The sequence below is a fragment of the Knoellia altitudinis genome (genome assembly GCF_042666355.1).
Lineage (GTDB): Bacteria > Actinomycetota > Actinomycetes > Actinomycetales > Dermatophilaceae > Knoellia > Knoellia altitudinis.
This window is the reverse complement of sequence record NZ_JBHTDK010000001.1, coordinates 741,136-767,571: the sequence shown is the minus strand read 5'-3', so window position 1 is coordinate 767,571 and position 26,436 is coordinate 741,136. Positions and strand designations below refer to the sequence as shown.

Sequence of the window (26,436 nt, the reverse complement as noted above, 5' to 3'; positions counted from 1 at the left end):
GTTTGTGCAGGTCAAGGCTACTTTCTGACCCGGACGTGGGCGATTTGGGCGCGAAGCCGGTCGCCCGTAAACTTGAGGACTGTTGTGCCGTGCGCCCTTCCCAGGGTGACCCGAGAGGTCTCATAACCTTGGCGGGAGCACACGGCATACCCCTGAGGTTCTGGTCCGGCACGGACGAAGGCTGTCCCGTCGACACAGACCGCAGGTCATCCCGTTCCATCCACACGTTAGGCAACACCGTGCGTACCTTCACCCCGAAGCCGGGCGACATCACCCGCACGTGGCACATCATCGATGCCACGGACGTCGTGCTCGGTCGCCTCGCCGTCCAGACGGCGACGCTCCTGCGCGGCAAGCACAAGCCGACCTTCGCCCCCCACGTCGACGGTGGCGACTTCGTCATCATCATCAACGCCGACAAGGTGGCCCTCACCGGCGCCAAGCTCGAGCAGAAGCGCGCCTACCGCCACTCGGGCTTCCCGGGTGGTCTGCGCAGCCGCACCTACGTCGAGATGCTCGAGAAGTTCCCCGAGAAGGCGGTCGAGAAGGCCGTCCGTGGGATGCTCCCGCGCACCACGCTGGGCCGTCAGCAGCTCACCAAGCTCAAGGTCTACGCCGGCTCCGAGCACCCCCACGCTGCGCAGCAGCCCAAGCCCTTCGAGATCACCCAGGTGGCCCAGTAATGACCGAGAACATCACCGACGCCACTGAGGCAGAGTTCGGCACCGACACCGAGGACCAGGAGATCACCGAGTACACCTCGGAGTCCTCCGCCGACTCGGCCACCGAGCCGGCCCGTCGTCCCACCGCCTCTGCTCCCGGTGCAGCCACCGGTCGTCGCAAGCAGGCCATCGCCCGCGTGCGCATCGTCCCCGGCACCGGCGAGTGGAAGGTCAACGGCCGCACGCTCGAGGCCTACTTCCCCAACAAGGTCCACCAGCAGATCGTCAACGAGCCCCTGAAGGTGCTCGAGCTCGACGGCGCCTACGACGTGCTCGTGCGCGTCCACGGTGGTGGCCCCTCCGGCCAGGCCGGCGCCGTGCGTCTTGGTGTCGCCCGCTCGCTCAACGGAGTCGACGAGGAGCTGAACCGTCCGACCCTCAAGAAGGCCGGCTTCCTCTCGCGTGACTCCCGCGTCCCGGAGCGCAAGAAGGCCGGTCTCAAGAAGGCTCGTAAGGCACCCCAGTACAGCAAGCGCTGATCCAGCGTTCTTGGCGTGCGCGTCCTCGTGGCGCGCCCCGCATGGAGGCGGCATCCCTCAGGGGGTGCCGCCTTCGGCGTGCGGGGGTAGGTTGACTCGGCGGCCGTCAACACGACCGGCGCCCTGAAGGACGACGAAAGGCACGGCATACGCATGGCACGACTGTTCGGGACCGACGGAGTCAGAGGACTCGCCAACGTCGACATCACTGCCGATCTCGCCATGCGTCTCGCCATGTCGGCCGCCACGGTCCTCGGGCGGGGCGCGCGCGAGGCTGGTCGCAAGCCCAAGGCCGTCGTGGGGCGGGACCCCCGGGCCTCCGGTGAGTTCCTCAGCGCTGCCGTCATCGCCGGACTGGCCTCGTCCGGGGTCGACGTCCACGACGTGGGCGTGCTGCCCACACCGGCGGTCGCCTTCCTCACGGCCGACATGGATGCCCACTTCGGCGTCATGCTCTCGGCCTCACACAACGCCATGCCGGACAACGGCATCAAGTTCTTCGCGCTCGGCGGGCACAAGCTCCCCGACGCGCTCGAGGACGAGATCGAGGCCGGGCTCGACTCGCCCGCGCCGTTGCCGACCGGCGCCCAGATCGGTCGGGTCCACCAGAACCGGGCCGGCCAGGCCCGCTACGTCGCGCATCTCCTGGAGGCCATCCCCAACCGTCTCGACGGGCTCACCGTCGTCATCGACGGAGCCCACGGTGCGGCCTCGTCGGTCTCACCCGAGGTGTTCCGGCTGGCCGGTGCCGAGGTCATCGAGATCGGCACCGAGCCCGACGGCCTCAACATCAACGACGGCTACGGCTCGACCCACCTGACGCACCTCAAGGACGCCGTCATCCGCCGGGGCGCCCACCTCGGCATCGCCCATGACGGTGACGCCGACCGCTGCCTCGCCGTCGACGCCGAGGGCAACGAGGTCGACGGCGACCAGATCATGGGGATCCTGGCGGTCGACATGAAGTCACGTGGCGCGCTGCACGAGGACACCCTCGTCGCGACGGTCATGAGCAACCTCGGCCTCATCCAGGCCATGGAGCGCGAGGGCATCAAGGTCAAGCAGACCGGCGTCGGCGACCGCTACGTGCTCGAGGAGATGCGCCGGTCCGGGCACACGCTCGGGGGCGAGCAGTCCGGCCACGTCATCATGCTCGAGCACGGCACCACGGGCGACGGTGTCCTCACCGGGCTCATGCTGGCCGCTCGCATGGTCGCGACCGGGCGCACCATCGCCGACCTCGGGACGGTCATGACACGCCTGCCGCAGGTGCTCATCAACGTCAAGGGCGTCGACAAGGCACGCGTCGAGAGCGACGAGCACGTGCAGGCGGCCGTGGCCGAGGCGGGGGTGCGGCTCAACGGGTCGGGACGGGTGCTGCTGCGCAAGTCGGGCACCGAGCCGGTCGTGCGGGTCATGGTCGAGGCCGCCACCAAGGACGACGCCCAGCTGGTCGCCGACCGCCTGGTCGAGGTCGTCAAGGAACGCCTCACCCTCTGACTGCACCGCCCCAAGCAGTCGAGAGTAGAGAACGCGCCGCCTCCGAAGTTCCGGAGACGGCGCGTTCTCTACTCTCGACTGGGTCAGCCGAGGCCGCTGCCGCCGGTGTAGCGACCGTGCGTGCCTGGGAGGGATTCGTCGACGCCTCCGGCGGCGTCGGCGACGTGGCGCTTGAGGTAGGCCTCGTCCTCGGCTCCCGGCTCGACATGCGTCGGGTCGAGGACGCGCTGGAGGAAGACCTTGGTCCGCTCCTCGGTGGGGGTGCCGATGACCTGCTCGGGGGAGCCTTCCTCGACGATGTTGCCGCCGTCCATGAAGATCACCCGGTCCGCGACCTCGCGGGCGAAGGCCATCTCGTGGGTGACGACGAACATCGTCATGCCCTCGCTGGCCAGCCGCCTCATGACCGACAACACGTCACCGACGAGCTCGGGGTCGAGCGCCGAGGTGGGCTCGTCGAAGAGCATGAGCTTCGGGTCCATCGAGAGCGCCCGGGCGATGGCGACGCGCTGCTGCTGGCCGCCGGAGAGCTGGGCCGGGAACGCCGACTCCTTCTCGGAGATGCCGACCTTCTCGAGGTTCTCGCGGGCCTTGGCCTGGGCCTCGTCCTTGCTGCGTCCCAGCACCGTGGTCTGCGCGATGGTGCAGTTGTCGAGAACCGACAGGTGCGGGAAGAGGTTGAACTGCTGGAAGACCATCCCCATGTTGCGGCGGATGGCGTCGATGTCGCAGTCCGGGTCGGTGACCTCGTCGCCGCCCACCTTGATCGAGCCGCTCGTGGGCTCCTCGAGGAGGTTGATGCAGCGCAGGAAGGTCGACTTGCCCGATCCGGACGGGCCGATGACACAGACGACCTCACCCTGGCGGATGGTGGCGTTGAGTCCCTGCAGGACGTGGTTGCTGCCGAAGGACTTGTGGAGGTCGACGACCTCGACGACCGTGGAGCCGGCGGTGGTGGACGCAGCCATGGTGCTCAGCGCTCCTTCTTCTGACGGGCTTCCATGCGGCGCACGAGGATGGAGAGCGGGAGGGTGATGATCAGGTAGCAGAACCCCGCGACCATGAGCGGCGTGAGGTTGGCGTTCGAGCTGGCCAGGTCGCGGCCGTACTTCGTCAGCTCGTAGCCCGTGGCCGACAGCCCGAGGACGTAGACGAGCGAGGAGTCCTTGACGAGAAGGATGACCTCGTTGGTGAGCGGCGGGGTGATGATCCGGAAGGCCTGGGGAAGCACGATCTTGCGCGTGGCCGTCCCAGAGGGCATACCCAGGGAACGCGCCGCCTCGATCTGTCCCGGTGGGACCGCCTGGATTCCCGCTCGGATGGTCTCGGCCATGTAGGCCGAGGCCACCAGGCCGAGAGCGACCCAGACCGTGCCGTAGGGGTCGTAGGGGATGATGAGCCCTTCGAACGCCAAGGGCAGAAGGCTGAACGCGAGGAAGACGACGATCGCCGGCAGGCCGCGGAAGAACTCGATCCACACGGTCGCGATCCACCGGTACGGACCGACTGACGACAGTCGCATCAGGGCGAGCACAGTGCCCAGCACGAGACCGATGAGGAACGCACCAGCGGTGTAGACGAGCGTGTTCTTGAAGGCGGTGGGCAGGCCCTCGGTCAGCGTGAGCTTCACGAGGTCTGTGCGGAAGAAGACGTCCTGGAGCTGGCCCCAGTTGGCCGTGAAGAGCACGACGAGGACGATGATCGCCAGCACGGCGTACTGCGCCCACCGGATCCGTTGTGCCCTGCGGCGGGGGGACAGCTTCTTCTTCGGTGCCGTTTCAGTGGTGGTGGTGCTCATGAGTTCTCCTGCCGACCTGCGGGTGCGGGCTCAGATGCGCCGGGGCGGCGGCCCGGTCGAAACCGTACCGCCGCCCCGGCGCCCCGAGAAAGGTCACTTCGGGGCGTCGACTCCGAACCACTTCTTGTAGATCGTGTTGTAGCGGCCGTCCGCCTTCGAGTCCGTGAGGATCTTGTTGGTGAGCTCGGCGAGCTTGGTGCCGTTGGGATCGTCCTTCTTGAACATCAGGCCGTACTGCTCGCCGGTGTCGAACTCCTTGACGACCTCTGCGCCCGGGTTCTCCTTGGCGTAGTCGAGAAGAGGACCGTTGTCGTTGATCGCTCCGTCGACGCGGCCGGACAGGACGGCAGCGAGCTGCGAGGGGAGGTCCTCGAAGACGACCGGGGTGAACCCGTTGGCGGCCTTCTCCTTCTCGCCGAACTCCTGGCCCGTGGTGTCGGTCTGCACGCCGAGCTTCTTGCCCTTGAGGCCGGCAAGATCGGTGATGCCCGAACCCTTCTTGACGATGAGGGCCGCGGTCGAGTCGAAGTAGGGGTCCGAGAAGAGGACGGCCTTCTTGCGCTCGTCGTTGATCGTCGTGGCGCCGTAGCCCATGTCGCACTTCTTGGCGGCGAACGCCGCTCCGGAGGTGATCGTCGCGAACTCGATGTCGACGACCTCCTGCTCGACCTTGAGCTCCTTGGCGACGAGGTCGGCGAGGTCGACGTCGAAGCCGACGACCTTGGAGCCTTCCTTGTGCTCGAACGGCTTGTAGGACAGGTGCGTGCAGGCCTTGAGCTTGCCGTCCGTGATCAGGGTGATGCCGCTGGAGTTCGAGGCAGCGGGCTCGGCGTCCCCGTCACCGGAACCGCAGGCGGCGAGGGCGAGAGTGGACATGAGCGCGGCGGCAGCGAGGGCGCTGGCGCGGCGGGTACGTGAGGTGGTCACCGGGGGACTCCTTGGCGGTAGTGGACGTGGTCGACCCACGTCTGACTAGTCGCTGACCCTACCCAGCGCTGAGCCGGATGCAGCGACTTTGTCGCATGAGACCCCCGAATCGTGACCTGTGTCGTGCCTCGCCGGCCCCCGATCAGGACTGGTGCGAGGCGATGATCCGGGCGTACTCGAGCCCCGAGTCCTTGATGGTGCGCTTCTGGGTGTCGTAGTCCACGTGGACGATGCCGAAGCGCTTGCTGTAGCCGAACGCCCACTCGAAGTTGTCCATGAGGGACCACGCGAAGTAGCCGCGGATGTCGGCGCCGTCGTCGATCGCTTGCTTCGCGGCGTCGAGGTGACCGTGCAGGTATGCCGTCCGCTCCGGATCGTGGACCGCCGCGCCCTCGGGTCCGGTCTCGAGGGTGTCCGGCCAGGCGGAGCCGTTCTCGGTGACATAGATCGGCAGCCCGGACTCCTCCCACGAGCGCATGAGGATGTCGTGATGGCCCTCGGGCGAGATCTCCCAGCCCATGTCGGTGAGTGGTGGGCGTGGCTCGGCGTCCTCGACGCCCTCGCCGCCCGGGAGCGGATGGACGGCACCTTCCGCGTGGCGGACGCGGGTGGGGAAGTAGTTGTTGACGCCGAGGTTGTCGAGGGGGGCGTTGATGACCTCGAGGTCCCCCTCCTGGATGTAGGCGTGGTCGGTGAGGTGGGCCGTGTCCTCGAGCAACGTCGCCGGGTAGGAGCCGTGGAAGAGCGGGCCGAAGAAGACACCGTTGAGGACGTTGTCGGCCCGACGCACGGCATCGAGATCGCGTTCGTCGCCGTCCTCGGGTCCCCAGACCTGGGTGGGGTTCAACGTGATCGACACCTCCGCGTCGGCGCACTTCTCACGGATGACCGGGACCGCGGTGCCGTGGGCGAGCATGAGATGGTGCGCGGACACGAGTCCCTCGACGGGGTCCGTGTGCCCGGGGGCGTGTTGTCCGAGCGAGTAGCTGAGGAAGGACGAGCACCACGGCTCGTTGAGGGTGGTCCAGTTCTTCACGCGGTCACCCAAAGCGTCCACGACGGCCCCGGTGTAGTCGGCGAACCAGTCCTTGATGTCACGGTTCAGCCAGCCACCACGATCGCCGAGGGCCTGCGGCAGATCCCAGTGGTAGAGCGTGACAAAGGGGCGAATCCCGTTGTCGAGCAGCGTGTCCACGAGGCGTGAGTAGAAGTCGATGCCGGCCTGGTTGACCGCGCCCGTGCCGGTCGGGATGACTCGGGGCCAGGCGACGGAGAAGCGGTAGGCACCCAGACCCAGCTCCTTCATGAGCGCGACGTCCTCGGGGACGCGGTGGTAGTGGTCGCACGCCACCTCGCCGGACTCGCCGCCGTGGACCTTGCCGGGCTCGGCGCTGAAGGTGTCCCAGATGGACGGAGAGCGCCCGTCCTCGGCGACGGCCCCCTCGATCTGGTAGCTCGCGGTGGCTGCGCCCCACAGGAATCCGTCGGGGAAGGTCGTCTCGAAGGTCATGGACCCAACGTAGTCCGCACACGAGTGCTGAGGCATGGTGTTCATATGCCATACGAAGCAGTCAACGAGACCCTGTACACGATCGCCGCGACCGCCACGGGTGGGCGTGAAGGCACCGTCAAGAGCGAGGACGGCGTCGTCGACCTTCCTCTGGGCAAGCCGGGCAGCCAGGCCAACCCGAAGGCCAACCCCGAGACCCTCTTCGCCTCCGGATACGCCGCCTGCTTCACCGGTGCCCTCAACCTCGTCGCCAAGAAGGACGGCCTCGACACGAGTGCGTCCGTCGTGACGGCCGACGTGACGTTTGGCAAGACCGACAGTGGGGCCGGCCTCGCGGTCGCGATCGAGGCGGTCATCCCGGGTGTCGACGAGGACAAGGCCCAGGAGCTCGTTGAGAAGGCCCACGAGGTGTGCCCCTACTCCAAGGCCACCCGCGGCAACATCGATGTCACCGTCACGGGACGCGCGGCCTGACCATGGCTGCCGTCACGGTCATCGGTGGCCACGGCAAGATCGCGCTGCGGCTTGCCCAGCAGCTGTCCGACGCGCGCCACGAGGTCACGTCGTGGATCCGCAACGCCGACCAGAGCGCTGACATCGAGGAGGTCGGGGCGACCCCGGCGGTCCTCGATGTCGAGTCGCTGTCGGTCGAGCAGATGACGGAGGCGTTCGCTGGAGCGGACGTCGTCGTGTGGTCCGCCGGTGCCGGCGGTGGCAACCCCGAGCGCACCATCGCTGTGGACCGTGATGCGGCCATCCGCTCGATGGAGGCGGCCGTCGCCGCCGGGGTGCCGCGTTACGTCATGGTGTCCTACATCGGCTCTGGCCCCGATCACGGTGTGCCGCAGGACAACCCGTTCTTCACCTACGCCCAGGCCAAGACCGATGCGGATGCCCACCTCCGCGAGACCTCCCTCGACTGGACGATCCTCGGACCGAGCACGCTGACCGATGACTCGGGCACCGGACGCATCGAGGTCGGTGACGATCTCGAGCCCGGCCATGTCACGCGTGACGACGTGGCGACCGTGGCGGCATACGTCGTCAAGCACGACGTCTTCGCGCGCACCACGGTCCTGTTCAACAACGGAGAGACACCGATCAAGCTGGCGCTCGACGCCATCGTCTGAACCTCAGCCCGGCAGGACCTCATCCCCGACGCGCACCACACCGGTGCTGTCGGGGATGAGCTGCATCGCGAACCAGGTCTTGCCGTTCCAGCGACGGTGCCGGGCCAGGGTGCGGATGGGTTCCTTCGATGTCGCGAGGGTGCCAGGGTCGATGGTCGTCATGACGCACCTGTCGACGGGCTTCGCCACCCGGAAGGTCACCTCGCCCAGCCGGACGGTCGACCACCTGTCCTCGACGAACGCCTCCAGGTCACCGCCGATGACGACGTTGGGCCGGAAGCGCTCGATCGACAACGGCTCGGGCACCGGCTCGCCACGGTCCACAGCGCCCTCGGCGATCCAGTCGTTGAGCCGGCCCAGCGACCGTTGGCTGGCGAGGGTCACGGGATAGCCGTCGGCGTATGCCGTGTGGTCACCTCCCTGGCTGAAGTCGGGGTTGAGCGCCCGACGCGTCGGGTCGACGCATCGCACCAGACGCAGCCCGGGAACACCGGCGACACGGCTCACCCACTCATCGGCCTCGGGCGCCTCGAGAGCGCCGGTGAGGTCATGACGGTGCAGTCGAACCGGGAGCACCTCGGAACCAGTCCCGGGCAGCTGCAGGTCCGGCATACCGGGAGCGCGCAGTCGCAGCGTCGCCGTGACCTCGCTGCTCGTCTCAGGGGTGTCCGCCGAGATGGAGAACAGGCGGGGCAGCTCGCGGGCCGAGACGAGAACTCCCTCGGCGTCGATGACCATCCAACGTCGGTCACCAGCGAACCCCGGCAGCTCGACGGCGGCCGACCTCACCGGCCGAACTGCCGTGCTCTTGACCGGATGCACGTTGAGCCCGACGACGTGGATGGTCGACATCGCTCGACCTTCACGCGCGCTGTTCGAGGAGGCCGGTGTCGACGTCGTAGATGAACCCGCCCACAGCGACGCTGTCGGGGATGAGCGGGTGGGCGCGCACGGCCATGACGTCGGCCTTGAGAGCGGTCTCCTGGTCGGCGATCACGTGGAAGCCCTGCCACGAGGCGTCGGAGCCGGCCTTCTCGCCGATGAGCGCGCGCAGCTCGGTCTCGGAGTACTTCGTCATCGCGCAGCGGGTGTGCGGCACCACGAGCACGCGCTGGACATTGAGCAGGTGCACACCGAGGACGAGCGCCTCGAGTGCCGCGGCCGTCACGCGCCCACCGGGGTTGCGGAAGATCTTGGCGTCACCGGGGGAGAGGCCGAGCATGCCCAGCGGGTCGATGCGCGAGTCCATGCAGGTGACGACGGCGACGCCCCTGTGGGCGATGCCGTCGAAGCCACCGAGGGTGAACTGAGTCGCGAAGGCCTCATTGGCCGCGAGCAGATCATCGAATTCCGGTGTGGGGAAGGGGTTCTCACTCATTTCAGTCCTGGTCGTTTGGGGATGGTCATGGCCAGCGGTTTGGTCACTGAGGCAAAGAAGTCGTTGCCCTTGTCGTCGACGACGATGAAGGCCGGGAAGTCCTCGACCTCGATCTTCCAGATCGCCTCCATGCCGAGCTCGGGGTACTCGAGCACCTCGACGCTCCTGATGCAGTCCTGGGCAAGACGAGCGGCCGGACCTCCGATCGAGCCGAGGTAGAAGCCGCCGTGCTCGTTGCAGGCGTCCGTGACGACCTTGCTCCGGTTGCCCTTGGCGAGCATCACCTTGGATCCGCCAGCGGCCTGGAACTGCCCGACGTAGGAGTCCATGCGACCGGCGGTCGTCGGACCGAAGGAACCGGACGGCATACCCTCGGGGGTCTTTGCGGGACCGGCGTAGTAGACCGGGTGGTCACGCAGGTAGCCCGGCATCTCCTCCCCGGCGTCGAGTCGCTCCTTGATCTTGGCGTGGGCGATGTCGCGGGCGACGACGAGCGGTCCGCTGAGTGAGAGGCGGGTCTTGACGGGGTATGCCGTCAGCTCACCGAGGATCTCGTCCATCGGCCGGTTGAGGTCCACTTCGACGACGGCACCCTGGCCGGTGGAGCCGGCGCCGGTGGCCTCGTCGTGGCTCTCGAGCGCGCCGTGCGTCGTGTCGGGGAGGAACCGGGCCGGGTCGGTCTCGAGCTGCTCGATGAACACACCCTCGGCCGTGATCTTGGCGAGGACCTGGCGGTCCGCCGAGCACGACACGGCGATGGCGACAGGAAGCGAGGCGCCGTGCCGAGGGAGGCGGACGACGCGCACGTCGTGGCAGAAGTACTTGCCGCCGAACTGTGCGCCGATGCCGAACTCGCGGGTCAGGCCGAGCACCTGCTCCTCGAGCGCGGTGTCGCGGAAGCCGCGACCCGTTGCTGCATCGCCCGTCGTGGGGAGGGCGTCGAGGTACTTGGCGCTCGCGTACTTCGCTGTCTTGAGGGCGAACTCGGCGCTCGTGCCACCGATGACGATGGCCAGGTGGTAGGGCGGGCACGCCGCCGTGCCGAGGCTCCGGAGCTTCTCGTCGAGGAAGCGCATCATCGCGGACTCGTTGAGGACGGCCTTGGTCTCCTGGAAGAGGAACGACTTGTTGGCGCTGCCGCCACCCTTGGCCATGAAGAGGAACTTGTAGGTGCTCTCGTGGCCCGGGGTCGTGTCGGCATAGAGCTCGATCTGCGCGGGCAGGTTGTTGCCCGTGTTCCGCTCGTCCCACATGTTCACCGGCGCCATCTGCGAGTAGCGCAGGTTGAGGCGCGTGTAGGCGTCGTGGATGCCGTGGGAGAGGGCCTTCTCGTCGATGCCGTCGGTGAGCACGTGCTGGCCGCGCTTGCCCATGACGATCGCCGTGCCCGTGTCCTGGCACATCGGCAGCACACCACCAGCGGCGATGTTGGCGTTCTTGAGCAGGTCGAGAGCGACGAACTTGTCGTTGCTGCTGGCCTCGGGGTCATCGAGGATGTCGCGCAGCTGCTGCAGGTGAGCCGGCCGCAGGTAGTGCGCGATGTCGTGCATCGCCGTCCCGCTCAGCAGACGCAGCGCCTCGGGTGCGACCTGGAGGAACTGGCGCCCGCCCGGGCCGTCGAGGACCTCGACGCCGTCCGTGGTGAGCAGTCGGTACGCCGTGTCGTCACGACCGACCGGAAGGAGGTCCTCGTAGGCGAACTCGGCCATCGTCGTCAGATCTCCCCTCGCGTCGGTGCATAGGCGCCGGCCCGCCCGACCGTGATCGCGCTCGTCGCCAGCGCCCGGCTGACCGAGCCGGCCACGGCGTCGAGCGTGGCTTCGCGGAGCCGCTGCCGAGCGTCGGCGTCGCCGAGCAGCCCGGCGTCGAGCATCCCGGACACCAGCCCTGCCATGAAGGAGTCGCCGGCGCCCACCGTGTCTGCGACCGTGTCGACTCGGGCGGGAGCCTGCGCGAGCTCGCCGGTGGCTGAGACGCGGTAGGCGACGCCGTCGCCACCGCGGGTGATGACGACGAGTCCCGGTCCCAGCCGACCCCATGCGGCCATGACGTCCGGGAGGGACTCCCCGGCATACAGCCACGCGACGTCGTCCTCGCTGGCCTTGACCACGTCGCTGAGAGCGATGAGCTCCTCGACACGGTCTCGCACCTCGTCGACGGTGCCCATGATCGAGGGGCGGACGTTGGGGTCGTAGGAGATCGTCGCGTGCTCACGGGCTGCGGCGAGGGTCTGGGTGACCACGGCCTCGCCGGGTGTGAGCGTCGCCGCGATGGAGCCGGTGTGGACGTGAGCGACCCTGTCGAGACCGGTGACGGGGCGCAGGTCCCAGTGCAGGTCGAAGTCATACTCAGCCGCGCCGGAGTCGTCGATCGTCGCGAGCGCCGTCGACGTCGGATGCTGGCCGGCGTCGAGGTTCTCGATGGTCACGCCGTGCGAGGTGATCTGCTCGGTGCAGCGCGTGCCGTGGTCGTCATCGCCGAGGGTCGTGGCGAGGACGGTGTCGTGACCGAGCCGAGCGATGCCCATGGCGACGTTGGCGGGGGAGCCGCCGACGTGCTCGGCGACCGCACCGTCAGGGGTGTGGACGATGTCGACGAGGGTCTCGCCGACGACGAGGACGCGCTGCTCCGTGGTGAGGTTGTCAGCCATGTCAGGCATCTCCCTGCGGGAGGCCCGCGGTGCGGCCGACGACGTGGTGGCTCTCGACGACCCGGACGGTGCCCGACTTGACCGCTGCGCCGTCGGCGCGGTTCTTGTCGCCCCTGCCGACCCAGCGGCCACCGGCCATGGCGGCGGCCTCGGTGACGCGGACGAGCTCGAGCGCGAGGTTGCGGTCGGGGACGTTCGCGGACGGGGCGTCGGGCATGGGAGACCTGTCTTCCTTGACGTGGCGCGGTGGCTGAATCGGGCTGGGATCCTGCGCGCCCGACTCTATCGCCGACCCGATACGTCGATCCCCGGGGTTATCGGCGACGATGGAGGTGTGAGCACGACGCCGACCAAGAGCCGCTACTCGATGGGTTCCGCCCCCAACATGCTGCGGTCGCTCCTCGTCATCGGCGCCCTCATGGCCCTCATCTGGTTCATGACCCCTCGCGTCAACACGCTGGGTGGACCGGTCGTGGACGTGCACGGCACGGCCCTGTCCGTCGCGAAGGAGAGCGGGTGGCCGATCTCCGAAGCCGTCGACCTGCCCGCGGACTGGAAGACGACGAGCGCGCGCTACGTCAAGGCGACCGACGGTCTCATGACCTGGCACGCGGGGTACCAGGCGCCCTCGGGCAACTACGTGGCCGTGGAGCAGACCCGGGACGCCACCCAGGGGTGGGTCGATGCCCAGACCAACCGGGCGCGTCGCGTCGGCGAGCTCCAGGCGGCGGACATCACGTGGATCAAGTTCGAACGCGGCGGCAAGGTCCAGAACAGCCTCCTCGACCGGCGCAAGGGGGCCGGCGAGCTGACGACGCTGCTCACGGGCACCGGCACGTTCGAGGAGCTCACCTTCGTCGCCGAGCACCTCGGCCCCGTCACCGAGTGACGGCTGCTCGACCCGCGACGGCGGCTACTCGCTGAGCTTGGCCTCGGCCTCGTCGAGCCACTTCGCGCAGTGCGCGGCCAGGGCCTCGCCGCGCTGCCACAGTCCCATGCTGTCCTCGAGACCGACCTGCCCGTTCTCGAGTCGCGCGACGATGTCGACGAGCTCGTCACGCGCGGCCTCGTAGCTCATCTCCGCCACATCGGCGTTGGCGCCATCGGGGGTCGCGACAACGCTCGCCTCGTCGACGCTCTCGGGCTGCGGGGTGCTGTTGGCCATGCGCAGCACCATAGCCGCGGACGAGGACAAGGCCCCCGTGGAGCAGTGTGGTCGGCGCCTGCACGACGCGGTTCGCGAACCGGGCGCTCACTGGTGGACCGGATCGGTCCGGTTCACGAAGGACCTGATGGTTCACGAACCGCTTCGGGCTTGCAGTGGCGCCGCGCTGCGGGACACGCTCGCCGTGGTGAGGCTTCAAGTCCCGGTCGGCTCAACCCTCGGTGCGGACGCCGAAGTCTCCGCGAGCCACCGTCACGTGGAGCAGCTCCCGGACGCTCAGCTCGGCGGGGTCGTGCACGACGGCTCCGTCGACCTGCTGGACGATCGCGTATCCCCGGTCGAGCGTCGACTGCGGTGAGAGCGTGCGCACCTGGGCCCGGAGGTGTCGGACACCGTCGTGGTGACGGTGCAGCTGGGCCTCGACGCGGTGCCGTGCCCGGGACCGAAGCGCTGTCACCACCTCCCGCTGCACGCGCACGAAGGCTCCCGGATCGGCGAGCACCGGGCGCGACCGCAGCTCGACGAGTCGCCGCCGCTCGTGGTGCAGTCGCCCCTCGAGGGCTCGCCGACCCCGCGTGCGTGCCGCCTCGACGACCTGGTGCTCGCGGTCGGCGTCGGGGACGATCGCCTTGGCCGCGTCGGTCGGCGTGGAGGCGCGGTGGTCGGCGACGAGGTCGAGCAGGGGTGAGTCGACGTCGTGGCCGATGGCGCTCACGACCGGTGTGCGCGTGGCCGCCACAGCGCGCAGAAGCGCCTCGTTGCTGAACGGCAGCAGGTCCTCGACCCCGCCCCCACCGCGCGCGATGACGATGACGTCGACGTCCGGTATGCCGTCCAGCTCGCGGAGTGCCCCCGTCACCTCGGTGACGGCGTTGCCGCCCTGGACGGCCACCTGGCGGATCTCGAACTGCGCCGTCGGCCAGCGGCGCCTGGAGTTCTCGACGACGTCCTTCTCGGCGGCGCTGGCCCGGCCACAGATGAGGCCGATGCGGCGCGGGAGGAAGGGCAGTGCTCGCTTGCGGTCGGAGTCGAAGAGACCCTCGCTCGCGAGGTTGCGCTTGAGGTACTCGATGCGGGCGAGCAGCTCGCCCACGCCGACGGGACGGATCTGCCGACCGTCGAGCATGAGGCTGCCGCGCTGGGTCCAGAACGTCGGCTTGGCCTGGACGACGACCCGCGCACCCTCGACCAGCGGTGTGCCCATCGCGTCGAGGGCATTGACCTGGATCGCCACCGACAGGGACATGTCGACGTCGGGATCGCGCAACGTCACATAGGCCGTGCGCGCACCGGGGCGACGGTTGAGCTGGACCACCTGGCCCTCGACCCAGAGGACCGACATCTTGTCGACGTACTCGGCGATCTTCATCGAGAGCAGGCGGACCGGCCACGGCTGCTCGGCGGTGGTGTCGCCGGCCCGCTCGGGGAGAGCCGGGCGCGCATCGGGGCTGGTCACGGAGCCACTGTAGGAGGTGGGTCCGTCAGCGCTGCCGGCGTCGCCGTCAGGACCGCAGCGTCGCCCGCCGGCGCGAGCGGCTGGCCGTGGTGGGCGACCACGACGCAGGGTCGCGTACGCCGTGTGGTGCGCACCCGGCATACGCGGGCTCGGGCGATTGGGGACGCCACGAACGGCGACCTACCATTGAAGACGTGACCGCCGCATATCTTCCCCATGACCAAGCCACCAAGCGCGTGCTCCTCGCGGCGCCTCGCGGCTACTGCGCCGGAGTCGACCGGGCCGTCGTCACGGTCGAGAAGGCGCTCGACCTCTATGGGGCACCGGTCTATGTGCGCAAGGAGATCGTCCACAACAAGCACGTCGTGACGACGCTCGAGAAGCGCGGCGCGATCTTCGTCGAGGAGACCGACGAGGTGCCCGAGGGCGCGACGGTGATCTTCTCGGCCCACGGCGTCGCCCCGGTCGTCCACGAGGAGGCCAAGGCGCTCGGCCTCAAGACGATCGACGCGACCTGTCCCCTCGTCACCAAGGTGCACCGTGAGGCCGTCCGCTTCGCCAGCGACGACTTCGACATCCTCCTCATCGGCCACGAGGGCCACGAGGAGGTCGTCGGCACCGCCGGTGAGGCACCCGAGCACATCACCCTCGTCGACGGACCCGAGGACGTCGACAACGTCGAGGTGCGCGACCCCGACAAGGTCGTGTGGCTGTCGCAGACCACGCTGTCGGTCGACGAGACCATGGAGACGGTGCGTCGCCTCCGCGAGAAGTTCCCGCTGCTGCAGGACCCGCCCAGTGACGACATCTGCTACGCCACCCAGAACCGCCAGCTCGCCGTCAAGCACATGGCGCCGGACTGCGACCTGATGATCGTCGTCGGCTCCCGCAACTCCTCGAACTCGGTGCGCCTCGTCGAGGTGGCACTCGAGCACGGGTCCAAGGCCGGTCACCTCGTCGACTATGCCGACGAGATCGACGCGTCGTGGCTCGACGGGGTCGCGACGGTGGGTGTCACCTCCGGTGCCTCCGTGCCGGAGCTGCTCGTCCGTGGGGTGCTCGACTACTTGGCTGAGCGGGGCTTCGAGGACGTGCGGCCGGTCGTCGCAGCGCAGGAGTCGCTGATGTTCTCGCTGCCCAACGAGATCCGCCGCGACCTCAAGGCCGCGGGGCTGTCCGACAAGATGGTGCACGACGCCGGGTTCACCGCGGACGGCTCACTCCGCTGACGGGGGCGGCCGCGCCTCAGGCGCGGTCGATGAGGGCGGCCAGGCCGTCCAGGGTGCGAGCGAGTCCGAAGCCCCACGCCGACTCGGCGCTCCACGCGCTGCCCTGCGCCTCGCCGGCTGCTGACCCGATGCGCGCGGCCCGCGGGTAGGCCTCGGCGTCGAAGGCCCTGGCGAGGACGGGCTCGTTGGCGGTCCACCACTGGGCATCGCTCATCGCGGTGTCGGTGGTCGCGCGGGCCGCGTCGTGCGCCGACCTCACGTGTGCCTGCACGAAGCCGAGCAGGTAGGTCAGCGCGGCGTCGGTGTCGACATCGGACAGGCCCGTGTCGTCGAACGCCGCAAGCTCGTGCTCGTACTTGTCCATCACGCCCGGCCCCAGCGGTGGGCGGCTGAGGGCCGCGACCTCGGTCAGCCAGGGGTGCTGGACGAGCAGCTCTCGGTTGGCCTGCGCGACCCTGGTGAGGCGCGTCCGCCAGCCGGATCGGCGCCAGGCCGGCCGGGGCATCCGGAGGTAGAGCGTGTCGACCATGAGGTCGAGCAGCTCGGCCTTGCCGGGGACGTAGGTGTAGACCGACATCGCTGACACCCCGACGGCCTCGGCCACGGCACGCATCGTGACCGCCGCCAGCCCCTGCTCATCTGCCAGTCGAAGTGCCGCATCGACGACCTGCTCGACGGTCACCGACCGACCCGGCCCCCTGCGGCGGGGGGCGGCTGACGGGTCGCCCCAGAGCAGGGCGAGCGTGCGGCTGGGCTCGCCAGCGCCCGTGGCGGTGGGAGGTCTGGTGGCCATGGGAAGAATTCTGCCACGATCGTGTTGTACGCAGTACACCGTACGCCGTATAGTGTAAGGATCCGTACCGCAAAGTCGAGGAGACCAATGACTCAGAGCACCACCGCACGCCCCGCCCACCCATCGACAGGAGCCCCCGTGGAGTTCAGCAGCTTCACCGTGTCACTCAACGTCGTCGACGTCGAGGCCTCGGCCTCGTGGACGAAGCAGCACCTCGGGTTCACGGAGGCGATGGCCGCCGACGGGTTCGTCGCGCTCCAGCACGAGCAGACAGGGACGAGCATCGTCTACCTCCGCGTAGGTCTGTCGACGTTCAAGCCGGCGTCGGCAGCAGGGCCGGCGAACGGTCTGCTCCTCGCCCTCACGGTGGACGACATCGACGCGCAGTACGGCCGTCTGCAGGCCGAGGGCGTCTCGATCGTCACCCCGATCGAGACCGAGCCGTGGGGCGAGCGCTACTTCCAGATGGCCGACCCGAACGGGGTGATCTATCAGCTCGTGCAGTGGGTCGAACCGACCGACCCGCAGTACGCCCCCGTCGACGCGACGGCCTGACCCGTTGATCCGGCTCGCGAGCCACATCTCTCCTCGCGAGCCGGATCAACCAGGCTCGCGAGGACCTACCCGGCTCGCGAGCCCGACCGACCGTCGTCCTCAGGCACGGGCAGGTCGAGCAGCAGGTCCGGACGCTCGTCCTGCGCACCGACGGCCTCGAGGAGCTCGATGGCGGTGAGGACGCGAGGCCCGGTCTCGAGCGGTGCCAGCTCGGGAAGCTCGTCGGTGACGACGTCGAGCTCCTGCATCCGCCGGGCCGTGACGAAGACCCGGGACTCGAGGGCGCCGACGAACTGGTTGTAGCTCTCGACGGTGGCGTGCAGGGAGCGCCCCATCTTGGCCGTGTGGGTCCCGAGCGTCGCGAGCCGCCGGTAGAGCTCCTGCCCGAGGGCCAGCAGCTCGCGAGCACTCGAGCTCAGCGAGTCCTGCTGCCAGCCGAACGCGACCGTGCGCAACAGGGCGAGCAGGGTGCCCGGCCCGACGAGGACGACACGCGAGGCCATCGCCCGCTCGTGCAACCCCGGGTCGGCCGCGAGGGCCGCCCCCAGCATCGCGTCACTGGGCACGAAGCAGACGACCATCTCAGGTGTCGTGTCGAAGGCCGACCAGTAGTCCTTGGCCGCGAGGGCGTGGACGTGCTGCCGCAACGCCCGCGCGTGCTCCCGGAGCAGCTCAGCCCGCTCGTCCTCGGGGAGCTCCTCGGTCTGCGCGTCGAGGAAGGCGGCCATCGGGGCCTTGGCATCGATGACGAGGGAGCGCTCGCCGGGCAGTCGCACGACCACGTCGGGGCGCACCTCGCGGTCGTGCCGGCTGCGCGCGCGGACCTGCTCCTCGAAGTCGCAGCGCGCCAGCATGCCGGAGGCCTCGAGCACCCGCCGCAGCTGCACCTCGCCCCAGGAGCCCCGCACCGACGAGGACCGCAGTGACCCCGCGAGCGACTGGGTCTGGCGCCCCAGCTGCTGGGCCTCGGACTCGACCCGGCCCATGACCGCCCGGATCGCTCCGAACTGCTCCACGCGGTCACGCTCGAGCACACCCACCTGTCGCTCCACCCGGCCCAGGGCATCACGCAGCGGCGCGAGCAGCGATGCCGTCTCGAGGTCCTCGGCCAGCGAGGCCTCGAGGTCGAGCACCCGCTCGCGGAGCAGGTCACGCTCCGTGGCCACGGACGCTGCGCGGACGGAGTACGTCTGCCGGAGAAGCAGGTATGCCGTGAGCGCACCGATGACGATGCCCCCCACCAACGTGATCCACGGGTTCATGGGTGCCACCGTGCCAGTCGGCACCGACAGGGCGCGGGACCTCAGGAGCGAGCGACGGGGCGGAAGGCGCGTTGGAGCCAGACGGTCACGACGCCGGCGACGAGCATCCCGGCGATGTTGACGACGAGCTGGCTCACCGAACCCCTGATCTCGTCAGGCGACCAGAGGGCCAGCGCGAGTGCCAGGTTCCCTGCCGCCGGGACCGTGGTGACGGAGATGAAGACCCCGACCATGGCTGCTGACTTCGCGGTCGTCATCGCCAGGACTCCAGCAGCGCCTGCGACGAGCGCCACGATGAACGACCACCGGTCCGGGTGCCAGATGAAGCCGGTCAGTGGCCACGGACGCGTCACCATCTCCGACGTGATCAACCCGGTCGCCCGGGCGACCAGGGCCAGCAGCATGACCGCGACGATGGCGACGAGGAATGCGGCCACGAGTCGTGACAGCCCTCGCGCCGCCTGACCCCACCGACCGAACGCCATGGCCACGCACGCCCCCGCGATGGACGCGAACTCCGGGCCGACGACCATCGCCCCCACGACGAGGACGGCCGAGTCGGTGATGACCGCGATGGCGGCAAGGATCGTCGCGAGGACGAGGAACGCCAGGTAGGTCGCGCTGGGCCGCGCGCTCGTGCGCGCCCGGTCGAGCACCGCGCCCCAGAGCACGGCATCGTCCGGGTCGCCCGGTGCTGCGCGACCGACCGCAGAGGCCGCGTCGAATCGGGAACCGTCCACATCGCTGAAGGCCAGACCACCACGCGCGGGCAGTCCCGTCGCGCAGATCGCGTCGATGACGTCGCTGGCCGCTTCGCGTGCCACGTCGGCCTCGATCGCATCGCCCACGGGTTGCACCGACACGCCGCGCATGACGACGACGTTGGTGACGCGGTCGTCGGTGACGAGGAGGTCCTCGATCGTGGGGGAGAGGTCCGTTGGAACCGTCATCCTCAGGTGGACGAGCATGACGTGCAGGCTATGCCGCACGGTCGCCTCCGCGCGGTGGCGGACCCGCAAGTTAGCCTCGATGCATGGCAGACCGCGGGCGACCCGACCCATCCTCCAAGGGTGCAGCTGACTCCGGTCGGGGGTCCCATGTGCACTTCCTCAACGCCAAGCTCCCACGCAAGCGCAACATCGCCCAGGGCCTGCTGCGCAACGAGGACGGCGAGATCCTGCTGTGCGAGCTGACCTACAAGTCCGAGTGGGACCTGCCCGGGGGCGTCGTCGACCCCAGGGAGTCGCCGGCCGCGTGTGTCGTCCGTGAGATCACCGAGGAGCTCGGGGTCGCGCTCGGCATCGAGTCCCTCCTTGCCGTCAACTGGCTGCCGCCGTGGCGCGGGTGGGACGACGCGGTCCTGTTCCTCTTCGGAGTGGGCGTGGTCCCGCGCTCGTTCACCGACGACCTGACCCTCCTGCCGCGTGAGATCAAGGGGGTGCACTGGGTGGCTCCCGAGGCGCTCGTCGACCACGTCGCGCCCTACACCGCACGGATGGTGGAGCAGGTCCTCGAAGGTGGACGGCCGGCATACCCGATGTATCTCGAGAACAGCGAAGTCCCCGCGAGCCTGCAGTGACCAGCGCAAGGAGCCGTGTGGTGAAGGCACGCGCCCTGCGCCAGTAGACTCCTGTCCCCGTGGCACTCACCATCGGAATCGTCGGGCTCCCCAACGTCGGCAAGTCGACGATGTTCAACGCCCTGACCAAGAACAACGTCCTCGCCGCGAACTACCCGTTCGCGACCATCGAGCCCAACGTCGGCGTCGTGCCGCTGCCGGACGACCGGCTGGCCAGGCTCGCCGAGATCCACGGGTCCGAGAAGATCCTGCCGGCCACGGTGTCCTTCGTCGACATCGCCGGCATCGTCCGTGGCGCCTCGGAGGGGGAGGGGCTCGGCAACAAGTTCCTCGCCAACATCCGCGAGGCGGACGCGATCTGCCAGGTCGTGCGCGCGTTCGAGGACGGTGACGTCGTCCATGTCGACGGCAAGGTCTCGCCCGAGTCCGACATCGAGACGATCCACACCGAGCTGATCCTCGCCGACCTCCAGACCCTCGAGAAGGCCGTGCCGCGCCTCGAGAAGGAGTCGCGGATCAAGAAGGAGTCCAAGCCGCTCCTCGACAACGCCCTCGTCGCGCAGAAGGTGCTCGAGGAGGGCACGACCCTGTATGCCGTCAAGGACGACACCAAGGTCGGTCTCGACTGGGCTGCCACCACCTCCCTGGGCCTGCTCACGACCAAGCCCTTCATCTATGTCTTCAACCTCGACGAGGACCAGCTCGCGGACGCCGAGCTGCAGGCTTCGCTGCGCGCTCTCGTAACCCCGGCCGACTCCGTCTTCCTCAACGCCAAGCTCGAGATGGACCTCATGGAGATGGACGCGGCCGAGGCGATGGAGCTGCTCGAGTCGTTCGGTGCGACCGAGTCCGGCATCAGCCAGCTCGCGCGCACGGGCTTCCACACCCTCGGGCTGCAGACCTACCTGACCGCCGGGCCCAAGGAGTCGCGGGCGTGGACGATCGGGCAGGGCTGGACCGCGCCCCAGGCTGCCGGTGTCATCCACACCGACTTCCAGCGCGGGTTCATCAAGGCCGAGATCGTGTCCTTCGACGACCTCGACGCCGCTGGGTCGATGGCCTCGGCCAAGGCCGCCGGCAAGGTCCGCATGGAGGGCAAGGAGTACGTCATGTCCGACGGCGACGTGGTCGAGTTCCGCTTCAACGTCTGAGGCCCCGCGCCGGTCAGGTGGCGGGTGCGCTCCCGACCACCGAGAGCAGCTGCAGGCGTTCGTAGCTCTCGCTGCCGGGCGCGGCGGTGTAGACGAGCAGCATGTGCGCCTGCTCGGGGTCGAGCAGGATCTGACAGCTCAGCTCGAGGAGCCCGACTGCCGGGTGCTGGTAGCGCTTGACCTCTCTCGGTCTGATGCCGACCTCGTGCTCCTGCCAGAGGCGCCTGAACTCCTCACTCTGAGGGGCGAGCAGGTCCGCGAGCTGGGCGGCCCTGGAGCCCGGTCCGCGCAGCGCCATGACTCCACGCAGGCCGGAGGCATACATGCGGGAGTAGAACTCGTGGTCCTCGGCGGGGTGCAGCTCGCGGGCGGAGGGGTCGGTGAACCACCGGTAGCCGATGCTGCGCGACGGGCCGGAGTGCCGGCCCAGGTCACCGACGAGGGCAACGCCGAGCGGGGTCTGGCGCAGCGTCTCACCCAGCTCGGTGACGATCTCTGCCGGTGTGTCGCCCAGCCGGTCGAAGATGCGCAGCATCCCGGGACCGATGTGGTCGCCGCCGGGGCGCCGTGCCGGGGGCTGGTGGCCAGCGAGGAGGAAGAGGTGGTCGCGCTCGTCCAACGACAGGTGCAGACCCTGCGCGATCGACGCGATCATCTGCTCGGAGGGCTGCGGACCCCGTTCGCGCTCCAGGCGTGAGTAGTAGTCGGTCGACATGTGGCACAGGACGGCGACCTCCTCACGGCGCAGGCCACTGGTCCGACGTCGGGCACCACGCGGCATACCCACGTCCTCCGGCTGGAGCGACTCCCGGCGGACTCGGAGGAAGCCGGCCAGCCCGGCGCGATCGATCATGCGGACATCCTCTCCCGGGGTGGCCCGCGCAGCCACGGATCGTCAGGCCGTGGCTAACTCCTTCGCCACCGCGGATGGTGGTCAGGTGCACCGATCCAGGGCACCTCACCGACCAGTCCAGGAGCAACGCATGGCAGGCACGAAGTACGACCTCTCCATCCCCGACCTCACCGGGAGGCGGGCGGTCGTCACGGGAGCGAGCGATGGGATCGGCCTCGGCATCGCGAGGGAGCTCGCGGCCTCCGGTGCCGAGCTCGTGCTGCCGGTCCGCAACCGGCGCAAGGGGGAGGCGGCGATCGCCACGATCAGGAAGCGGCATCCCGGCGCTGTCGTGAGCCTCGTCGACATGGACCTGTCCTCGCTCGAGTCCATCGCGACGGCGACGGAGCAGCTGCGCGCAGAGGGTTCGCCCGTCCACCTGCTCATCAACAACGCAGGAGTGATGACGCCACCCGAGCGACAGACCACCTCGGACGGGTTCGAGCTGCAGCTGGGCACGAACCACCTCGGCCACTTCGCCCTCACCGGCGGGCTGCTCCCCCTGCTCAAGGCGGGACGTGCGCGCGTCACGTCGCAGGTGAGCATCGCCGCACGAAGCGGGAAGTTCAACTGGGACGACCTGCAGTGGGAGCGCGAGTACGACGGCATGCGCGCGTACCGCCAGTCCAAGATCGCGGTCGGCCTCTTCGGCCTGGAGCTCAGCCGCCGCAGCGCCGCCGAGGGCTGGGGGCTGGGCAGCAACCTCTCGCACCCCGGCGTGGCTCCGACGAGCCTGCTCGCTGCTCGGCCGGAGCTCGGCCGGACGCAGGACACCCTCCAGGTGCGGATGATTCGCTGGCTCTCTGCACAGGGACTCGTCGCTGGCACCGTCGAGACCGCGAAGCTGCCCGCCCTGCTCGCCGCGACCGGAGCCGACGCGGGGGACGGTGGTTTCTACGGACCGCAGTGGCCCGGCAAGGCCGGTGGTCCTCCCGGTGAGCAGAAGCTCTGGGCCCCGCTGCGCAGCACGGAGGACGCGTCGCGCCTCTGGTCGACATCGACCGACCTGACCGGGGTGGAGTTCGTCTGACGCTCCGGTTCAGGAGTGGGTGCCGACGTTGACGACGCGACGGGAGGCGTCCCGGTAGAAGAACCGCGTCACGCCCCAGGGTTCGTCCGTCAACGGATGGACGACGTCGACAGCGAGAGCCAGCGCCGCGGCATACGCCGCCTGCACGTCGTCCACGAACACCGACACGTCCGGGTTGACAGGTGCGCTCGCATCCGTCGTCAGAAGTCCGAGCTGGTGCCCGGAGTCGTCGGCGAGCACCACGAACCAGCCGAGGTCCATGGCGACGTGCATGCCCAGGACCTCGGTGTGGGTGCGCACCGCCTCGGCCAGATCGTCGACGGTGAGGTCCGGGACGATGCGCTGGATCTTCATGGCGCCCAGTCGATCACGGTCGGGACTCGGAAGGTGCCTCTCGAAGTGGCCGAACAACCTCGGCCGCGAGAGGTGAGGGTTAGGGTTCGGGACATGGATCCGCTCGCCCGGCACAACGTCGTGACCTCAGGGGCGGAGGGCCGGCAGCCGATGCTGTTCGCGCACGGGTTCGGCTGCGACCAGACCATGTGGCGCCACGTCGCACCGGCGTTCGCCGACCGCCACCGGGTCATCACCTTCGACCACGTCGGGGCGGGAGGCTCGCACCTCGCGGCCTACGACCCGCAGAAGTATGCCGACCTGCGCGGCTACGCCTCGGACGTCCTCGACATCGTGCGGGAGCTGGACCTGCACGACGTCGTCTTCGTCGGGCACTCGGTGTCGGCGATGATCGGCGCGCTGGCGGTCATCGAGGCACCGGAGCGGTTCAGCAGCCTGGTCATGGTGGGGCCCTCGCCGCGCTACCTCGACGACGGCGACTACGCGGGGGGCTTCTCCCGTCAGGACATCGACGAGCTGCTCGAGTCACTCGCCTCCAACTTCCTCGGCTGGTCTGCGGCCATGGCGCCGGCCATCGTCGGCAACCCCGACCGGGCCGAGCTGGGCGCCGAGCTGACCGCGAGCTTCTGTCGGATGGACCCGGACATCGCCCGTCAGTTCGCGACGGCGACGTTCCTCTCGGACAACCGCGAGGACCTGGGACGCATCCCCGTCCCCACCCTCGTGCTGCAGTGCGCCGAGGACTTCATCGCGCCGGACTCTGTCGGGGCCTATGTCGCGAACGCCGTGCCCGACGGGACGCTGGTCCGCATGGCGGCCACGGGGCACTGCCCCAACCTCAGCGCGCCCGAGGAGACCATCGCGGTCATCGACGACTTCCTGCGTCGACGCGAGGCGGCCTGACCGTGGAGGACCCGGACCACGCCTTCCCAATGGTCCCGCTCGACGACGACCCTGCGCTGCTCTACGAGCAGGCCCCCTGCGGCTACCTCTCGACGACCGACGACGGCAGCATCGTCAAGGTGAACGCGACCCTGTGCACCTGGCTCGGCCGGGAGCCCAGTGGGCTGCTCGGTCGTCGTTTCGCCGAGCTGCTGACACCGGGGAGCCGGATCTATCACGAGACGCACTACGGCCCCATGCTGCGCATGCAGGGCTTCGTCCGCGAGATCGCCGCAGACATGGTGCGGGCGGACGGCAGCAGGTTGTCCGTCCTCCTCAACGCCTCGACGGCCCCGTCGGCCGACCACTCCACCCACCTCGTCCGTATGGCGATCTTCGATGCGACCGAACGCCGCTCCTACGAACGTGAGCTCGTGCGGGCCCGCGATGCCGCGCGCGAGGCCGAGCTGCGCGCCGAGGCCCTGACCCACACACTGCAGCAGAGCTTCATCCCGCCGACCGCTCCGGAGATACCCGGATTGGCCATCGCGACGGCATACCGGCCCGCTGGTGACGGAACCGAGGTCGGAGGCGACTTCTACGACATCTTCCCGACCGGACCACAGGACTGGGTGGTGGCCCTCGGGGACGTCAGCGGCAAGGGCGTCGAGGCTGCCGTCGTCACGTCGATCGTGAGGCACACGGTTCGTGCCCTGACGGTGCTCGGGCAGGGCCTGCCGGAGGTCCTCGACGGGGTGGACCGGGTCGTCGCCCAGCACGAGACCGACAAGTTCTGCACGCTCGTGGTGCTCCGGCTGCGCCGCGACGGCGACGGCTGGATGAGCACCGTGGCCGTGGGTGGGCACCCGCCGCCGATGCTGCTGCGGCCCGGCTGCGAACCCCGGATGGTCGATGCCCGCGGCCCGGTGCTGGGCCTCCTCCCCGACGTCGCCTTCTCGGAGTGGCCGGTGGACCTTCGGCCCGGCGACACCCTGCTCCTCTACACCGACGGGGTGACCGAGGCCCGGCTGGACGGTGAGTACTTCGGCGAGGAGCAGTTCCTGGCCTGGGCAGCGGCGCGCGAGTCGGATGACCCGTCGGTCCTCGTCGAGTCGCTGCTCGAGGAGGTGCTGCGCTTCCAGTCGGGTGAACCCCGCGACGACATCGCGGTCGTGGCGGTGCGACACACCTGACGGGGAGCACCCCTCGCCGAAGGGTCCGTCTGCTCAGCCCGACTGGTTCTTGAGAGCGGCGAGACGGGCAGTGGCCTCTGCGTCGTCAGCAGAGTCGTCGAGCTCGGCGAACTGGTCCTCGAGAGTCGTGGCCTGGGCCTCGGCGCGACCTTGGACCATGGCCTCCTGCGTGCGGATCCGGTCTTCGAACCGGGACAGCTCACTGGTCGGGTCCATGACGTCGATCGCACTCATGGACTGCTGGACCTGAGCCTGGGCCTGGGCGGCGCGAGAGCGTGCGACCAGCTGCGATCGTCGGTTCTTCAGGTCCTCCAGCTTCGTGTGCATGACGGTGAGCCCGCTCTTGAGCTCGTCGACGGTCGCGTTCTGCTGGGTGATCCTCGGTTCGCCGTCTCGCACCTCGCGCTCGTAGCCGATCTGGCGGGTCAGCGCGACCTTGGCGAGGGCGTCGAACTTGTCCGCACCAGCGGAGTCGCCGGCCGTGCGAAGCTCGTCGGCCTTGTTCGATGCGGCGGCTGCTTTGCGTCCCCACTCCTCTGCCGCCTCACGGTCGATCCGCAGGTCCTCCTCAGCCATTCGTGTGTTCGCGATGGTCTGCGCCACTGCCTCCTCCGCGTCGGCGATCGAGTTCGTGAAGTCCGCGACGAGTTGGTTCAGCATCTTCTCGGGGTCCTCGGCGCGCTCGATCATGGCGTTGATGTTGGCCTTCGCCAGCTGGCTGATGCGGCCGAGGATGCTCGTCTTCTGGGTCATGGTTCTGCCTCCGGTTGGTGTGTGTACGGGTGCCTACAAGCGTGTGCA

General features: G+C 69.1%; 29 protein-coding genes and 1 pseudogene. 13 read left to right on the top strand and 17 right to left on the bottom strand.

What is annotated here, in order from left to right; all coding sequences use genetic code 11:
* The first annotated feature begins 239 nt into the window (after positions 1-239).
* From rplM to glmM, 3 genes are all read left to right on the top strand, one after another.
* On the top strand, positions 240-683 hold the full coding sequence (gene rplM, locus ACFQW8_RS03530; RefSeq protein ID WP_380085595.1) for a 50S ribosomal protein L13: 444 nt from the start codon (positions 240-242) through the stop codon (positions 681-683).
* Positions 683-1,201 (top strand): 30S ribosomal protein S9, encoded by a 519-nt coding sequence (rpsI, locus tag ACFQW8_RS03525; RefSeq protein ID WP_380085594.1) that lies wholly within the window; start codon positions 683-685, stop codon positions 1,199-1,201. Before rplM ends, rpsI begins: the two co-directional genes overlap by 1 nt.
* Before the next feature lie 153 nt (positions 1,202-1,354).
* Complete coding sequence (gene glmM, locus ACFQW8_RS03520) at positions 1,355-2,701, top strand: phosphoglucosamine mutase (RefSeq protein ID WP_380085593.1); 1,347 nt, start codon at positions 1,355-1,357, stop codon at positions 2,699-2,701.
* 83 nt (positions 2,702-2,784) lie between these two features.
* Here glmM and ACFQW8_RS03515 read toward each other — a convergent pair whose 3' ends face one another.
* From ACFQW8_RS03515 to ACFQW8_RS03500, 4 genes are all read right to left on the bottom strand, one after another.
* The gene (locus tag ACFQW8_RS03515) at positions 2,785-3,669 is read right to left on the bottom strand and encodes an amino acid ABC transporter ATP-binding protein (protein WP_380085592.1); all 885 of its coding nucleotides are present in this window, start codon (positions 3,667-3,669) and stop codon (positions 2,785-2,787) included.
* Positions 3,670-3,674: 5 nt separating this feature from the next.
* Positions 3,675-4,499: an amino acid ABC transporter permease gene (locus ACFQW8_RS03510; protein WP_380085591.1), complete on the bottom strand. Its 825-nt coding sequence runs from the start codon at positions 4,497-4,499 to the stop codon at positions 3,675-3,677.
* Between the two features lie 93 nt (positions 4,500-4,592).
* Positions 4,593-5,426, bottom strand: coding sequence for an ABC transporter substrate-binding protein (locus ACFQW8_RS03505; protein WP_380085590.1), 834 nt, complete (start codon positions 5,424-5,426; stop codon positions 4,593-4,595).
* 142 nt (positions 5,427-5,568) lie between these two features.
* Positions 5,569-6,936 (bottom strand): GH1 family beta-glucosidase, encoded by a 1,368-nt coding sequence (locus ACFQW8_RS03500; RefSeq protein WP_380085589.1) that lies wholly within the window; start codon positions 6,934-6,936, stop codon positions 5,569-5,571.
* A 45-nt stretch (positions 6,937-6,981) separates the two neighbouring features.
* Here ACFQW8_RS03500 and ACFQW8_RS03495 point away from each other — a divergent pair, with 45 nt between their 5' ends.
* Both ACFQW8_RS03495 and ACFQW8_RS03490 read left to right on the top strand, forming a co-directional pair.
* A complete protein-coding gene (locus ACFQW8_RS03495) occupies positions 6,982-7,410 on the top strand; it encodes an Ohr family peroxiredoxin (RefSeq protein ID WP_380085588.1) in 429 nt (142 codons plus the stop codon).
* A gap of 2 nt (positions 7,411-7,412) precedes the next feature.
* On the top strand, positions 7,413-8,066 hold the full coding sequence (locus tag ACFQW8_RS03490) for an SDR family oxidoreductase (RefSeq protein ID WP_380085587.1): 654 nt from the start codon (positions 7,413-7,415) through the stop codon (positions 8,064-8,066).
* A 3-nt stretch (positions 8,067-8,069) separates the two neighbouring features.
* Here the strand turns inward: ACFQW8_RS03490 and ACFQW8_RS03485 are convergent, their stop codons facing one another.
* The 5 genes and pseudogenes from ACFQW8_RS03485 to ACFQW8_RS03465 all read right to left on the bottom strand — a co-directional run.
* The gene (locus tag ACFQW8_RS03485) at positions 8,070-8,918 is read right to left on the bottom strand and encodes an MOSC domain-containing protein (protein ID WP_380085586.1); all 849 of its coding nucleotides are present in this window, start codon (positions 8,916-8,918) and stop codon (positions 8,070-8,072) included.
* Between the two features lie 10 nt (positions 8,919-8,928).
* The gene (locus ACFQW8_RS03480) at positions 8,929-9,444 is read right to left on the bottom strand and encodes a beta-class carbonic anhydrase (protein WP_380085585.1); all 516 of its coding nucleotides are present in this window, start codon (positions 9,442-9,444) and stop codon (positions 8,929-8,931) included.
* Positions 9,441-11,153, bottom strand: coding sequence for a fumarate hydratase (locus ACFQW8_RS03475; protein WP_380085584.1), 1,713 nt, complete (start codon positions 11,151-11,153; stop codon positions 9,441-9,443). Before ACFQW8_RS03475 ends, ACFQW8_RS03480 begins: the two co-directional genes overlap by 4 nt.
* A 5-nt stretch (positions 11,154-11,158) precedes the next feature.
* On the bottom strand, positions 11,159-12,094 hold the full coding sequence (locus ACFQW8_RS03470) for a carbohydrate kinase family protein (protein WP_380085583.1): 936 nt from the start codon (positions 12,092-12,094) through the stop codon (positions 11,159-11,161).
* A 79-nt stretch (positions 12,095-12,173) separates the two neighbouring features.
* Positions 12,174-12,311: pseudogene (locus ACFQW8_RS03465) on the bottom strand (fructose-bisphosphatase class II); the annotation flags it as partial.
* Between the two features lie 117 nt (positions 12,312-12,428).
* Here ACFQW8_RS03465 and ACFQW8_RS03460 point away from each other — a divergent pair.
* The gene (locus tag ACFQW8_RS03460; protein WP_380085582.1) at positions 12,429-12,983 is read left to right on the top strand and encodes a DUF4245 domain-containing protein; all 555 of its coding nucleotides are present in this window, start codon (positions 12,429-12,431) and stop codon (positions 12,981-12,983) included.
* A gap of 24 nt (positions 12,984-13,007) precedes the next feature.
* On the opposite strand, the gene ACFQW8_RS03455 is transcribed toward ACFQW8_RS03460, so the two are convergent.
* A complete protein-coding gene (locus ACFQW8_RS03455; protein ID WP_380085581.1) occupies positions 13,008-13,259 on the bottom strand; it encodes an exodeoxyribonuclease VII small subunit in 252 nt (83 codons plus the stop codon).
* 211 nt (positions 13,260-13,470) lie between these two features.
* Positions 13,471-14,715 (bottom strand): exodeoxyribonuclease VII large subunit, encoded by a 1,245-nt coding sequence (xseA, locus tag ACFQW8_RS03450; protein WP_380085580.1) that lies wholly within the window; start codon positions 14,713-14,715, stop codon positions 13,471-13,473.
* A 194-nt stretch (positions 14,716-14,909) separates the two neighbouring features.
* On the opposite strand from xseA, the gene ACFQW8_RS03445 reads away from it, so the two are divergent.
* Entirely contained in the window at positions 14,910-15,944 is a 1,035-nt protein-coding gene (locus tag ACFQW8_RS03445) for a 4-hydroxy-3-methylbut-2-enyl diphosphate reductase (RefSeq protein ID WP_380085579.1), read from the top strand.
* A 16-nt stretch (positions 15,945-15,960) separates the two neighbouring features.
* On the opposite strand, the gene ACFQW8_RS03440 is transcribed toward ACFQW8_RS03445, so the two are convergent.
* Positions 15,961-16,737 (bottom strand): TetR/AcrR family transcriptional regulator, encoded by a 777-nt coding sequence (locus ACFQW8_RS03440; RefSeq protein WP_380085578.1) that lies wholly within the window; start codon positions 16,735-16,737, stop codon positions 15,961-15,963.
* A gap of 138 nt (positions 16,738-16,875) precedes the next feature.
* On the opposite strand from ACFQW8_RS03440, the gene ACFQW8_RS03435 reads away from it, so the two are divergent.
* Positions 16,876-17,292 carry a VOC family protein gene (locus tag ACFQW8_RS03435; protein ID WP_380085577.1) on the top strand — a complete coding sequence of 139 codons (417 nt, stop codon included), beginning with the start codon at positions 16,876-16,878 and terminating at the stop codon, positions 17,290-17,292.
* 65 nt (positions 17,293-17,357) lie between these two features.
* Here the strand turns inward: ACFQW8_RS03435 and ACFQW8_RS03430 are convergent, their stop codons facing one another.
* Positions 17,358-18,554: a DNA recombination protein RmuC gene (locus ACFQW8_RS03430; RefSeq protein ID WP_380085576.1), complete on the bottom strand. Its 1,197-nt coding sequence runs from the start codon at positions 18,552-18,554 to the stop codon at positions 17,358-17,360.
* A 41-nt stretch (positions 18,555-18,595) separates the two neighbouring features.
* A complete protein-coding gene (locus ACFQW8_RS03425; RefSeq protein ID WP_380085575.1) occupies positions 18,596-19,522 on the bottom strand; it encodes a DUF389 domain-containing protein in 927 nt (308 codons plus the stop codon).
* A gap of 65 nt (positions 19,523-19,587) precedes the next feature.
* Here ACFQW8_RS03425 and ACFQW8_RS03420 point away from each other — a divergent pair, with 65 nt between their 5' ends.
* Both ACFQW8_RS03420 and ychF read left to right on the top strand, forming a co-directional pair.
* Positions 19,588-20,133 carry an NUDIX domain-containing protein gene (locus ACFQW8_RS03420; protein WP_380085574.1) on the top strand — a complete coding sequence of 182 codons (546 nt, stop codon included), beginning with the start codon at positions 19,588-19,590 and terminating at the stop codon, positions 20,131-20,133.
* Between the two features lie 59 nt (positions 20,134-20,192).
* Positions 20,193-21,284, top strand: a complete 1,092-nt coding sequence (gene ychF / locus ACFQW8_RS03415; RefSeq protein WP_380085573.1) for a redox-regulated ATPase YchF — start codon at positions 20,193-20,195, stop codon at positions 21,282-21,284.
* A 13-nt stretch (positions 21,285-21,297) separates the two neighbouring features.
* On the opposite strand, the gene ACFQW8_RS03410 is transcribed toward ychF, so the two are convergent.
* The gene (locus ACFQW8_RS03410; protein WP_380085572.1) at positions 21,298-22,137 is read right to left on the bottom strand and encodes a helix-turn-helix transcriptional regulator; all 840 of its coding nucleotides are present in this window, start codon (positions 22,135-22,137) and stop codon (positions 21,298-21,300) included.
* 130 nt (positions 22,138-22,267) lie between these two features.
* Between ACFQW8_RS03410 and ACFQW8_RS03405 the strand changes: the two genes are divergently transcribed.
* Positions 22,268-23,206 carry an SDR family oxidoreductase gene (locus ACFQW8_RS03405; protein ID WP_380085571.1) on the top strand — a complete coding sequence of 313 codons (939 nt, stop codon included), beginning with the start codon at positions 22,268-22,270 and terminating at the stop codon, positions 23,204-23,206.
* A 9-nt stretch (positions 23,207-23,215) separates the two neighbouring features.
* Here ACFQW8_RS03405 and ACFQW8_RS03400 read toward each other — a convergent pair whose 3' ends face one another.
* Positions 23,216-23,560 (bottom strand): VOC family protein, encoded by a 345-nt coding sequence (locus ACFQW8_RS03400; protein WP_380085570.1) that lies wholly within the window; start codon positions 23,558-23,560, stop codon positions 23,216-23,218.
* Between the two features lie 93 nt (positions 23,561-23,653).
* On the opposite strand from ACFQW8_RS03400, the gene ACFQW8_RS03395 reads away from it, so the two are divergent.
* Entirely contained in the window at positions 23,654-24,463 is an 810-nt protein-coding gene (locus tag ACFQW8_RS03395) for an alpha/beta fold hydrolase (protein ID WP_380085569.1), read from the top strand.
* Positions 24,464-24,465: 2 nt separating this feature from the next.
* Positions 24,466-25,635, top strand: coding sequence for a PP2C family protein-serine/threonine phosphatase (locus ACFQW8_RS03390; RefSeq protein ID WP_380085568.1), 1,170 nt, complete (start codon positions 24,466-24,468; stop codon positions 25,633-25,635).
* A 33-nt stretch (positions 25,636-25,668) separates the two neighbouring features.
* On the opposite strand, the gene ACFQW8_RS03385 is transcribed toward ACFQW8_RS03390, so the two are convergent.
* On the bottom strand, positions 25,669-26,388 hold the full coding sequence (locus ACFQW8_RS03385; protein ID WP_380085567.1) for a PspA/IM30 family protein: 720 nt from the start codon (positions 26,386-26,388) through the stop codon (positions 25,669-25,671).
* Positions 26,389-26,436 lie beyond the last annotated feature (48 nt).

Coding starts and splice junctions, on each gene's coding strand:
- ACFQW8_RS03395 (WP_380085569.1), top strand. CDS start 23,654: ATGGATCCGCTCGCCCGGCACAACGTCGTGACCTCAGGGGCGGAGGGC.
- ACFQW8_RS03430 (WP_380085576.1), bottom strand. CDS start 18,554: ATGAACCCGTGGATCACGTTGGTGGGGGGCATCGTCATCGGTGCGCTC.
- ACFQW8_RS03470 (WP_380085583.1), bottom strand. CDS start 12,094: ATGGCTGACAACCTCACCACGGAGCAGCGCGTCCTCGTCGTCGGCGAG.
- ACFQW8_RS03515 (WP_380085592.1), bottom strand. CDS start 3,669: ATGGCTGCGTCCACCACCGCCGGCTCCACGGTCGTCGAGGTCGTCGAC.
- ACFQW8_RS03420 (WP_380085574.1), top strand. CDS start 19,588: ATGGCAGACCGCGGGCGACCCGACCCATCCTCCAAGGGTGCAGCTGAC.
- ACFQW8_RS03485 (WP_380085586.1), bottom strand. CDS start 8,918: ATGTCGACCATCCACGTCGTCGGGCTCAACGTGCATCCGGTCAAGAGC.
- ACFQW8_RS03495 (WP_380085588.1), top strand. CDS start 6,982: ATGCCATACGAAGCAGTCAACGAGACCCTGTACACGATCGCCGCGACC.
- ACFQW8_RS03400 (WP_380085570.1), bottom strand. CDS start 23,560: ATGAAGATCCAGCGCATCGTCCCGGACCTCACCGTCGACGATCTGGCC.
- ACFQW8_RS03490 (WP_380085587.1), top strand. CDS start 7,413: ATGGCTGCCGTCACGGTCATCGGTGGCCACGGCAAGATCGCGCTGCGG.
- ACFQW8_RS03455 (WP_380085581.1), bottom strand. CDS start 13,259: ATGGCCAACAGCACCCCGCAGCCCGAGAGCGTCGACGAGGCGAGCGTT.
- ACFQW8_RS03475 (WP_380085584.1), bottom strand. CDS start 11,153: ATGGCCGAGTTCGCCTACGAGGACCTCCTTCCGGTCGGTCGTGACGAC.
- ACFQW8_RS03500 (WP_380085589.1), bottom strand. CDS start 6,936: ATGACCTTCGAGACGACCTTCCCCGACGGATTCCTGTGGGGCGCAGCC.
- ACFQW8_RS03480 (WP_380085585.1), bottom strand. CDS start 9,444: ATGAGTGAGAACCCCTTCCCCACACCGGAATTCGATGATCTGCTCGCG.
- rpsI (WP_380085594.1), top strand. CDS start 683: ATGACCGAGAACATCACCGACGCCACTGAGGCAGAGTTCGGCACCGAC.
- ACFQW8_RS03440 (WP_380085578.1), bottom strand. CDS start 16,737: ATGGCCACCAGACCTCCCACCGCCACGGGCGCTGGCGAGCCCAGCCGC.
- glmM (WP_380085593.1), top strand. CDS start 1,355: ATGGCACGACTGTTCGGGACCGACGGAGTCAGAGGACTCGCCAACGTC.
- ACFQW8_RS03410 (WP_380085572.1), bottom strand. CDS start 22,137: ATGATCGATCGCGCCGGGCTGGCCGGCTTCCTCCGAGTCCGCCGGGAG.
- ACFQW8_RS03510 (WP_380085591.1), bottom strand. CDS start 4,499: ATGAGCACCACCACCACTGAAACGGCACCGAAGAAGAAGCTGTCCCCC.
- ACFQW8_RS03405 (WP_380085571.1), top strand. CDS start 22,268: ATGGCAGGCACGAAGTACGACCTCTCCATCCCCGACCTCACCGGGAGG.
- ACFQW8_RS03425 (WP_380085575.1), bottom strand. CDS start 19,522: ATGCTCGTCCACCTGAGGATGACGGTTCCAACGGACCTCTCCCCCACG.
- ACFQW8_RS03385 (WP_380085567.1), bottom strand. CDS start 26,388: ATGACCCAGAAGACGAGCATCCTCGGCCGCATCAGCCAGCTGGCGAAG.